Origin of the sequence: Acinetobacter sp. F-1 (assembly GCF_022869025.1) — a bacterium.
GTDB lineage: Bacteria > Pseudomonadota > Gammaproteobacteria > Pseudomonadales > Moraxellaceae > Acinetobacter > Acinetobacter pseudolwoffii.
Genome location: NZ_JAJKFX010000013.1, coordinates 75,625 through 86,251 on the forward strand (window position 1 = coordinate 75,625; position 10,627 = coordinate 86,251).

The window sequence follows — 10,627 nt, forward strand, 5'->3', positions numbered from 1 at the left end:
GATTCAAAGATAAGAGCACTTTATAAATGAAGTGCTCTTTTAATTAGCTTAAAACTATATAAATAAAATAGGTGGTTTTATTGAATACTATTTTTTAATGTTTCAGAAGGTAACTCTCCAAAACGGTTTTTATATTCTTGTGAGAAACGGCCTAATTGCTGAAAACCACAATCCATTGCAATACTTGAAACATTTTCCCAAGGTTTTATATTTTTTAAACGTTTATAAGTTTCTTCGAAACGCAAATTACGTAAGTAAGCTACAGGAGATTGACCATAGTAAGTATTAAAATCTTGGTATAATTTTTCACGTGAGATGCCTAGAATTTTTTCAAGCTCATTAAGTGTAATTGGTTGAGAAAGATTTTCTTTAAAAACATCTTCAATATAATTTAAATATGAGGGTTTTCCTTTTAATCGATGCTCAAGCTCTAAACTGTAATTATGAGGTTGAGAGTTTAATAAAATAGAAATTAAATTTTTTTCAAAGTTGCTCCAGATATTTTGAAAATCTAGAAGATATTCAGCCTCCAACAAAAATTCTTGAAAATTCATGGCTAAATTAAACCATTTTTTAATCGAACCTTGCATAGGTGCTTGAATATCAAAGATTAATGGTTTAACTATCTTATAGCCTAATAATTGGGAAAGATAGTTCTCTACCTTATCTTTTGAAATTCGAATCATTTGTTTTTGGCAGTTAGGTTGTAAAATCATAGAAAATGGTTGATGAGGTGAAAATATAGCAGCTACCTCATCACTAGAATATATAGTTGATGATTTAATTTTAATTTCTTGAATGCCTTCAATAGGTACATTAAAAATATAACAATGTTGTAAATTATCAATAGAAATGTTTGCTAGAGTAGAATATTGAACAGTACCGAAAGTAATCGCACCAACGTTAATACCCTCATGTAAAAAATCAATTTTTTGAGGGTCTGGAATGTAGAGGCGATGCGGGCCATTTACCTTTATCATCCATTGCAACACATCTTCTGGATGCTTTAAATTAGTAGAAAACTTTTTGGGTAAATTTTTTTCAAATTTATCTAGATTAATCATCACGATATCCTTGTAGACTGATTAAATATAGGTAGGTACTTCTAACTAATAAATCTTATTATGTATTTTATATATAGCAAGAAATATTTAATTTAAAAAATATTTTTAATGTAAGAATTATTATTTATTTAATATACCCTATTGGTATAAGTAAATATTTTAAAGGTATTTTTTTTGTTTTTAAGTTTTATGATGCTACGCTAATTTTTATGTCATTGATTATAATGGTTATATTAATTTTTTATTTTACCAATAAATAAATTCTAATACTAGGAAAGGTTTGAGATTGAATTTAAATATAGAATTTGTCTATCCAGATAGCTGTCCTAACTGATATATTTAACAATATTATAAATTTTAGCTAGGTGAACAAGGAATGCAATCACTAAGCCAAGAAGATATTGAATTGAAACATTATTCAAAAAAAGCCGATTTTGCTCAAAATCTTATGTCAAACATTTGTGGCGAACATCGCTTGGATACCAGTTATCGGAATACTTTAGATTTTCATTATGATGGAATGCGCCTACCTAGTAAGCAGATGACGATCGGTACCATTTCTTATGGCGCTAACGTAGCAATAAATACTTCCCATCTTAAAGCTTATAGTATTAGCCTACCTCTATGTGGCAAACAAATTTTAAATATGAGGGGAGAGCAATATTATTCAGATGAAAACACTGGACTTATTATCTCAAATGCCCAGTTGCAAGATCTTGCAATTGATAAAAACTGTAAAAAGCTTCAAGTAGTCATTCCTGAAAGAAGTTTACATCTTGTATTGGCAGATCTTCTTAAGCAACCTGTGGATGATTCTGTTATATTCAATCCGAAAATGCATTTTGATTCACAGCAGCTTACTAATTCGTGGTGGAAATACATCCAGAATTTCTTAAACTCAAAATCTCAATATATTAGTTTTCATGGATTATCTTTGCTTGCTGAAGACTATGAAAATTTCATCATTAAAACCTTATTACTTTCTCAAGAAAATAATTATTCAGAGCAGCTTAGACAGTTATCGAATCAACGGCAGCCTACTTATATTCAAAAAGTACATAAATTTATAATTACCCATGCATGTGAGGAAATCAGTGTTGATACTTTGCAAAAATTAGCAGGAGTCTCAAAATCAAAATTATATGAAGAGTTTCAAGCCTATTATGGAACGAGCCCTTTAGCTTATCTAAAAAAGTATCGATTACAACAAATTTATAAATCCTTATGTACGCCTGAGCCTGGTAAAAGAATCTCTATTTCACAGTTAGCTTTTAAATGGGGGTTTAATCATTTGAGCCGATTCTCTCAAGATTATCATGAGGAGTTTGGCGAAAAGCCGAGTGATACTAAAAACAAATTTAAAGAGTTTTATTAAAATATTAAAAATGTAAAGATTAAAAGCCAGATTTAAACCTGGCTTTTAATGCTATTAGATTAGTTTAAGCTATTTCTTTAATTTCAGTTTGTTCTGGGTATTTTGATTTCTCACTTAACACTTTTAAACTCAAGGCAATAAATGAAATAAATGTAGGAATTGCAAGGATGTAGAATAAGCCGCTTAAACTCAGATCAAATGTGAAAATTAAGGATCCAAAGAAAGCACCTAAAATTGCTCCAATTCGACCAATGCCATGCATCCATGAGACGCCTACAGCTCGACAGGTTGAAGGATAGGAAATGGCTGCTAAAGGTAGTAAGGAAGATTGAGCACCAGTAAGCAAAGCACCAATTAAGAATATGGTAATTCCAAAGAAAAATATGTCTGAACTTAAGAAGCCTGCTACAATAAATAAGCCAAAAGCAACCAGATAAGAGTATCGAATAACTGTATTAGGATTGGTTTTATCCATATACCAACCCATGATTATAGCGCCAATTACTCCACCAAAAGGAAAGATAGCGGCAATTAAGCTGAATTGCTGAGTAGTAAAACCTGCTGTTTTTAAAATGACTGGCATCCAACTGGTTAAAAGATAAAAGACTAATAAGCTCATAAAACAGCAAAGCCATAACATACTTGAGCTTACTAAATATTTGCTTAAAACTTGCTTAACAGGACTTTGAGTAGACTGTATTTCAGTATGAGCCAATCTAATTGTGATTATATCGGAAAAGGGTTTTCCTTGTATAAGCTCTAAAATATGCTGAGCTTTTGAGAGTTGATTATTTTTGATTAAATATTGTGGTGATTCTGGCAATTTGACGAGTAGTATAATGACCAGAATAAGTGGAATAACACCGCCAATAATAATGACTTTAGCCCAGCCTAAACTCTCTAATAAATAAGCGGATAGAAGGCCGCCACAAGAAATTCCAAGCATGAATCCACAACCTGCCAATCCAGTTAAAAATGCTTTACGTTTTACAGGCATATATTCTGAAACAATTGTACTAATATTTGGCATAGCTGCACCTAAGCCAATACCAGTAATGAACCGGTAAATCATCAACTCTTGTGTTGAAGTAGCAAGTCCGCATAAAACTGTAAATACACCAAAAAGTAATGTGGTAAAAGTAATAACTTTTTTCCGCCCAAATTTATCAGCAAGAGGGCCAGACAGAATAGCGCCAATCGACATACCGACCAGAGCAGCACTCAAAACTGGTGCAAGTTGAGGTTTGCTTATCCCCCAATCATCTAATAATGCAGGTGCAATAAAACCAATAATACCAGTGTCTAAACCATCGCAAAAAAATACTAAAAAGCCTAGCGTAAATACTAGCCATTGTAATGGTGATAGTTTTTCACGGTCTATCACCGTATTAAGATCAATTGTTTTCATCTTTATTCCCTTAAAATTTTTAGAATTTTTTACTGTAATTTACAAAAAAACGATTCTCTGTGAAATCAGTGCCATATTTAACGTGATAATCAATTAAAAGATATTGCAAAGCTAAACCTTTAAGATAGGGTTGTTGAAATGCATAGCTTCCAATAAAATTAGCTTCACTTTCTCTATTTTCGCGACCATCAGCGGCGTTAAAGTTATTACCATATACATATTTAAGTGTTGTATTCAGTCCTGGAATATAATCTTTAAAATCGTAGCTATAGATGAAGTGATAAGACTTTTCATTTTCTTTAAAAAATCCTGTTGCATTCCAATTGATAAAATAAGGCTCAGGTAAAAAACCATCAAGTAAAGGATAGGCAGATTCACCCATAATTTGTTGATAACCTATACCGATACCGTGGTTCTTTATCTTTACGGTTTCAAGTAAACCAATGTTTTGCGCATCTATATTGAGTTGGTTATTGTCCTGTTGCGCATTAAAATATTTTAGCCTTGAATTTAAAGAAAAATGATCGGCTTTCCAGTTATGCTCAACACCTAAGTAATGTTTATTATAAAGATTTTCGAGATTACCAAAATAATATTCTGTTTTTAAATTGGGTGAAACTTGATAGCGCAGATCAATATAATTTAGAGCATCTGAATAGTGTTTGACTCCTGCAGCAGTATAAGAAAACTTGCGAAAATCTTTTTCATTTCTTGGAGATAACTTAGTGATATGTCCAAGCTCAAGCTGCAGTTGATCATTTATTTGAGAACGTAAATTTCCACCCCAATAAGAGTTCAGTAGCTGACGGCTACCGTCAACTGTAGTCAAAGGAAGATCTAGCCAAAGCTCTCCTAAGCTCAATAGCGTATCTTGATAGCCTAATTTTAAGGTAGCCCCATATTTAAAATAGTCAGCAGCTTGTGATTGAGTGATAGGATCAAACGGTAAAATAGCATCAGGTACATGTTTGTCTGAGCTGAGACGTACTGCATATTGGGTTGAAGCATTGACACCTATAGTGATAGGACTTCCTGCAAGACTAAGCGGAGTATCCTTCATTTGCGACGTATAAAACAATGATGCTGATTGTGACCAGCTTCCGATATCTTTTATTGAAGAAGAGTCAAAATCTCGTTCAATATAAACATTTTTAAGTGTAAATTTCCATTCTTGCTCAGTTGTTTCCGCTTGGCCAGATAAGCTTATTCCACTTAAAATACTAAATAATATAAATGATTTTTTTGATCCTACTTTTATTCCTTGCTGACCTATCATCTCATACCTTCCTTAGAGAAATTGATTATTCCTTGCTGTATTTCATTCACTTAAAAAACTTTTTCAGAGTATTGATTGAACGCTTTTTGCTTCTTTTAAACTATCCAGAAATTCCTAAACACCATCCATTTTTTCCAAATCAGATAATTGGGATATTTAGCTAAATAACTAAAAAAGATTGGGGGTATGATGTGTGAAGGAAAGATTTTCCAAAGAGAAGATTGTGCTAAAAGACTAGAGGCTTTTAGGAATATATTATTTTTTTAATAAAATAGGATTGAAGATAGATACATCAGTTTTTTAGAGAAAAGTAAAATAATTAAGGATAAAAAAATATCTATTTCAATTGAGAAGTTTAGAAAATGGGGATGATATAATTAAGTTTAGCTTAATTTAAAACCCTCCACTTGAACCCAGATTAAGACTCAGTTCAAGTGGAGAGAAAAAGAGCACTATGCACATAAGCGACGACGTTCAACTTCTGCTGAAGGCGCTGAAACACTGTTTTTGACCAGAGATATATTAAATGTAATATGTTTAAAAGGTCTATCTACGCCATAACGTTTAATTTCGCTTGGATCGGTAACTTCTACTGCTGTTGCGACTAAACCATCGCGCGTTGCGAAAGCAAAGTCATCCCATAAATATTGATCACCTTCAATATTGAACTGGGTGGTGAGCTTACGGAATCCAGGCGCAGATACAAAATAGTGCACGTGGGAAGGGCGATTACCATGACGGCCTAACTTGTTTAGCAAAGCCTGTGTAGTACCTTCTGGAGGACAGCCATAACCGACCGGCATCGTGGTTAACGCTACATATTTTCCTTTATCATCGGCAAAAATTGTGCGGCGTAAGTTGAAGTCTGATTGAGCTTTATCGAAGAAGGAATAATTTCCTAAACTGTTTGCATGCCATATTTCGACTTTGGCATTTTCAATTAGATTACCTTCTGTATCGGTTACTGTCCCTTCAATAATGAGAGTATCAATTTGATTAGACTCAGAGCCATCATCCATACGGGCAAAACCCACAGACTCAGGTGCACCTGCTACATACAGAGGGCCTTCAATGGTACGTGGCGTACCTCCAGTGATACCTGCTTCTAAGTCGATTTCATCAGCTCGCAAGTCTAAAAAATGCTCCAATCCCAAGCCAGCTGCGAGTAGGCCCAGTTCATTAGCTTGTCCAGCATCAGTTAAATATTCTAAGCCTTTCCACACTTCAGACGGCTGAATATCGAGCTCATCAATGGCCTGAAAAAGATCTGTGACTAAACGGACAATGATTTCCTGTACTCGTGTGTCGACAGGTCCAGTGGCGGTGTCTACATTCATTTGCTTAACCAGATCACTAATTTGTTTGCGTTCCATGCTATTTTCCTTAAGTAGGTGTTTGATTTACATCCAAGCTATAAAGCTCAATACTTTTATTTTGGGTATTCCCATGTTCTTAAAAACGATTCGTTGTATTGCTTTGCAAAAATTTTTCACTATAAATGCGGTAGTCCTGTAGGGCTTGATCTTCCAGCCAGTCTTTTACCGCTTCAATCATTGGGGGTGGCCCACATAGGTATATGTCAAATGCTTGCTCTGCAAGCTGGTCTTTATTTAAATGGTCCTGAATATAACCGGTTTTACCAGTCCAACTTTCTGACGCCTTACTAATTATTGGCTGATACTTAAAATTAGGCATACGTTCGGTATACTTATGTAAACGTTGTTGTTCACACAAATCGGCTTCTTGGTTCACGCCATAATAAAGATGTACTGCTGGGGCATTAGGTTGTTCAGCGATATTATCCAGCATCCCTAAAAAGGCAGATAATCCCGTCCCACCAGCAATAAAGACCAAGGGGCGCTCGACTTCACGCAAATAGAAACTGCCTAAAGGAGCTTCCATATAAATGGTCTGTCCTACTTCACAACATTCACGCAAGTAATTGCTCATTACACCGTTTGGCAGCAGGCGAATTAAGAATTGCAACTGGTTGGTTGCATTAGGCTGGTTTGCAAAAGAATAAGAACGCCATTCCTCAGAATTCGGAATTTGCAGACGTGCATATTGACCCGGTAAAAAGTTCAAAGGTTGCTTATAACTGCTGGCATCAATATGCAAAATGGCCGTGGTTTCAGAAACAAGTTCTACTGCAGTCACTGTAGTGGCAATTTTTAAAGATTCGCCAGCATTACAAAGATTTGAATTATGATCGAAGTAAAAAGAAGCATTAGATTTTACCCGGGTTTGGCAAGCCAATATCTTACGTTCTGCCAAATCGCGTTCACTGAGTGCCTCTTCATCGACATATTCCTGTTCGTAAGAACCGCTTTCACATTGGCCCTGACAGGTTCCACATACCCCTTCACGACAATCCAAAGGTAGTGTAATCCCTTGACGAATTGCTGCATTGAGCAGCAATTCGTCATCATGTACAGAGATGAAGAAGGTTTTACCATCAGCGAAATTGAGCGCGACTGAATAAGTCATAGTATTGATCCTTAAACATGATAAAAGTCTAAGACAGAGTCAATTTTGTCATTTAGCAAAACTGTATGTTGACGGCGGATACGGAAGCTATCTTGATCTTTGCGTAAGGTATAAGTGGCATGACCATAAAAACTGCCTTCCAAGCCTTGACGGTTATACAGGGTGTGCCATGCTACTTTTGCTTCAATTAAGCCATCATCTAGTTCTTTAACCCGAACATTCTTAATCATGTGTAAGGTGCGTGGTAGGGGGGTGGCAGAGGCCGCCTTACCGGTACGGATGCGAAAAATTCGGTCTTCCAGCCCTGTACGGTCTTCATAATAAATATACGACAAGCCCTGATTCGGATCTTGGATATAGTTATGATCATCAATCCACTGTGGAATATGGTATTCACTATCTTCATCATATAGATCAAGATAAGCATCCCAATCATAGGTATCACAAAGTTCAGCTTTTTTGATTAAAAACTGAGAAACAGCAAAGTTAAGTTCAGCAGTCATGATTACACCTCGTCCTTGATAGTGTGTTGCTCAAAAGTCACATCTTGCATTTTTAATGCTTTTTTATTTAGGCCATTTAGCATTAAACGTTGCCATTGACCATGTTGATTGACATACAGGCCTTCATGGGTAAATTCACGTCCAGTAATGACTGGCTTAATGTTTAAATCTTGAGCATTTTGGGTAATACCATATTCCCAAGTATGATGACCTCTAGAAATATCACTCCAGCGTTCGAGTCGAGCTTGGAAACCTTTTTGTTGTTCACGGAATTCTACAAGGTCATCTGGGGTGCCTAAACCTGACACGTTAAAAAAGTCTTCAAACTGGCGAATACGGTTACGACGTGCTTCGGCAGACTCACCCTTAACCCCAATACATTGACTAATAACTTCTGTTTTATTCCATGCCACAGGACGAATAATACGTAACTGAGAGCTGATTTGATCCATAAAGAATAGGCTAGGGTACAAATTCAGATTTCTTAAACGATGCATTGCCCATTCGGCACGTTTTTCTCCGTATTTTTCTAAAAGGTATGGCATTACAGTGCTATAACCTGGACGAACTGTTGGATTAGGCATATCACTGAACAATACACTATGACCATTTTTAAAGCTGAACCAACCATCATCAGTTGCAGAATCACCAGCACCTAATTTGCTGTAATCTAACGTATCTAAGTCAGCCCCTTTTTCGAGATTGACTTGCTGACGATGTTGAACAGTCGATACATAATTATAGTGCACTGTACTAACGTGATAGCCATCTAAACCATTTTCATTCTGTAATTTCCAGTTGCCTGCAAAGGTATAAGCTGATTTACCTTGCAATACTTCAAGCTCACCCGTTGGTGACTGCTCAACCATTAAATCAAGAAAGACCTTGGCATCACCTAAGAAATCCTCTAAAGAATCTGTCGCCTGACTGTCTAAGCTGACAAATACGAAACCGCGATAACTAGAAATGCGACCTTGTTTGAGACCACGTGTGGTTTTATCGAAGTGTTTGCAATATTCACCTGGAGCCTTGACTTTAATCAAGCGGCCATCTGATTTATAGGTCCATGCATGGAAAGGACAGGTAAATGTAGCTTGATTGCCTTTGCTTACACGTGTCAGGGTAGCACCGCGGTGTTCACATGCATTGACCATGGCATGAAGTTCACCATTACTGTCACGGCTGATAATTAGTGGTTGGCGACCAATTTGAACGGTCACAAAATCATTATTATTTGGAATTTCACTTTCATGACAGGCATAAATCCAGACTTTTTCAAAGATTTGTTCCATCTCAAGCTCAAACAGTTCAGCTTCAGTGAACATGTCTCGAGCAATTCGGTACACACCATCGTGTGGACGAAAATCAATACAGTTCTTAACGAAGTCTTGCCATTCAGTAATGCTGCGTGAGGTCATTGTTGTATCCTCTAGTCCATTAGGGTTATTTCCCTCATTGAAGCGAAATTCATCCTACAGAGCTATCCGAATCCTCCAGATCTTTATCCGCTTTTTAGGATACTAAATAATTACTTAATATTTAGGGTATGTCTGAACAGCCATCGCGGTGTGGGTGTAATGTCAGGGAATCGAGTCGTGCATATAGCTCCGCCTGCAAATCAAGTCAACCGTTTAAGAGCTATTGCAGTGGTTAGCTGAAGGCAATGAGCACTCATTAATTCACAGTTCAGTATTTTATTATGAGACACCTATTTACTGATGGTAATGGGCGAATAGAGCGTTTGTGGCAAACTTTAATCTTAAGCCAGTGGAATCCAATTTTTCTCAATATCCTTGTAGAAAGCTTGATTTATCAAAACCAAAAAGCTTATTACGATGCATTGTAAGCGAGCACAGATCGTTCAGATTCTGCACCTTTTATTGAGTTTATTTTGCAGATGATTCTAGATGCAATACTTAGTTCTGATGCCAGCGATCAAGATACCGCTCAAGTTAGCGATCAAGTTAAATATCTCATCCAGCATATGGAGCAGAAGGAATATAACCTAACTGAGCTGATGGCTTTATTAGACTTGTCACACCGAGCAACATTCCAAAAAAAAATATTTAAATCCAGCATTGGAGGCCGGGTTAATTGAACGAACGCTCCCTAATAACCCAAAGAGTCCTAAGCAAAAGTACAAATTAAAAAATTGAACTATACTGAGCTTGATGTGATTATTAATATCATAATGAGCTAAATGTAATGATATAACATTGCATTTATTTTTAGGTATAATTTTCTGCTATAATGCCGTACGCCACTTCAAATCCTGAATTCGGATTTGAACAAGATTTTAAAGTGATTCAATGCACTAAATCTAATTTGGGTCAAAATTGGGTCAATGAATTTTTTTATTCAATAAAATATATTTAGAATGAATAGGTTAGGATTTTAGTTCAATTGACGCCACCTCCACCAAAATTCAAAAGTAAATCCGAAGATCTTCCAAGATCTTCAGCTAAAGGCTTGAACCGTAAGGGTTCAAGCCTTTTTTGTTTTAAGATCATTACG

The 10,627-nt window shown here is 35.9% G+C and carries 8 protein-coding genes and 1 pseudogene; 2 read left to right on the forward strand and 7 right to left on the reverse strand.

Features of this window, described 5'->3' with window-relative positions; genetic code table 11:
- Positions 1-77 precede the first annotated feature (77 nt).
- Positions 78-1,064 (reverse strand): AraC family transcriptional regulator, encoded by a 987-nt coding sequence (locus LOZ91_RS12030; protein WP_244783268.1) that lies wholly within the window; start codon positions 1,062-1,064, stop codon positions 78-80.
- Between the two features lie 376 nt (positions 1,065-1,440).
- Here LOZ91_RS12030 and LOZ91_RS12035 point away from each other — a divergent pair, with 376 nt between their 5' ends.
- A complete protein-coding gene (locus tag LOZ91_RS12035; RefSeq protein WP_005107640.1) occupies positions 1,441-2,439 on the forward strand; it encodes an AraC family transcriptional regulator in 999 nt (332 codons plus the stop codon).
- A gap of 64 nt (positions 2,440-2,503) precedes the next feature.
- On the opposite strand, the gene LOZ91_RS12040 is transcribed toward LOZ91_RS12035, so the two are convergent.
- The 6 genes from LOZ91_RS12040 to antA form a co-directional block, all read right to left on the reverse strand.
- Positions 2,504-3,847 (reverse strand): MFS transporter, encoded by a 1,344-nt coding sequence (locus LOZ91_RS12040; protein ID WP_005107639.1) that lies wholly within the window; start codon positions 3,845-3,847, stop codon positions 2,504-2,506.
- Positions 3,848-3,866: 19 nt separating this feature from the next.
- The gene (locus tag LOZ91_RS12045; RefSeq protein WP_244783269.1) at positions 3,867-5,123 is read right to left on the reverse strand and encodes an OprD family outer membrane porin; all 1,257 of its coding nucleotides are present in this window, start codon (positions 5,121-5,123) and stop codon (positions 3,867-3,869) included.
- Positions 5,124-5,575: 452 nt separating this feature from the next.
- Positions 5,576-6,496 (reverse strand): catechol 1,2-dioxygenase, encoded by a 921-nt coding sequence (gene catA / locus LOZ91_RS12050; protein WP_005107637.1) that lies wholly within the window; start codon positions 6,494-6,496, stop codon positions 5,576-5,578.
- Between the two features lie 79 nt (positions 6,497-6,575).
- On the reverse strand, positions 6,576-7,610 hold the full coding sequence (gene antC, locus LOZ91_RS12055; RefSeq protein ID WP_005107636.1) for an anthranilate 1,2-dioxygenase electron transfer component AntC: 1,035 nt from the start codon (positions 7,608-7,610) through the stop codon (positions 6,576-6,578).
- 11 nt (positions 7,611-7,621) lie between these two features.
- Positions 7,622-8,113, reverse strand: coding sequence for an anthranilate 1,2-dioxygenase small subunit (gene antB, locus LOZ91_RS12060; protein WP_005107634.1), 492 nt, complete (start codon positions 8,111-8,113; stop codon positions 7,622-7,624).
- 2 nt (positions 8,114-8,115) lie between these two features.
- Positions 8,116-9,531 (reverse strand): anthranilate 1,2-dioxygenase large subunit, encoded by a 1,416-nt coding sequence (antA, locus tag LOZ91_RS12065; protein WP_005107633.1) that lies wholly within the window; start codon positions 9,529-9,531, stop codon positions 8,116-8,118.
- 141 nt (positions 9,532-9,672) lie between these two features.
- On the opposite strand from antA, the pseudogene LOZ91_RS12070 reads away from it, so the two are divergent.
- Positions 9,673-10,269, forward strand: a pseudogene (locus LOZ91_RS12070) (Fic family protein); the annotation flags it as partial.
- Positions 10,270-10,627: the final 358 nt, after the last annotated feature.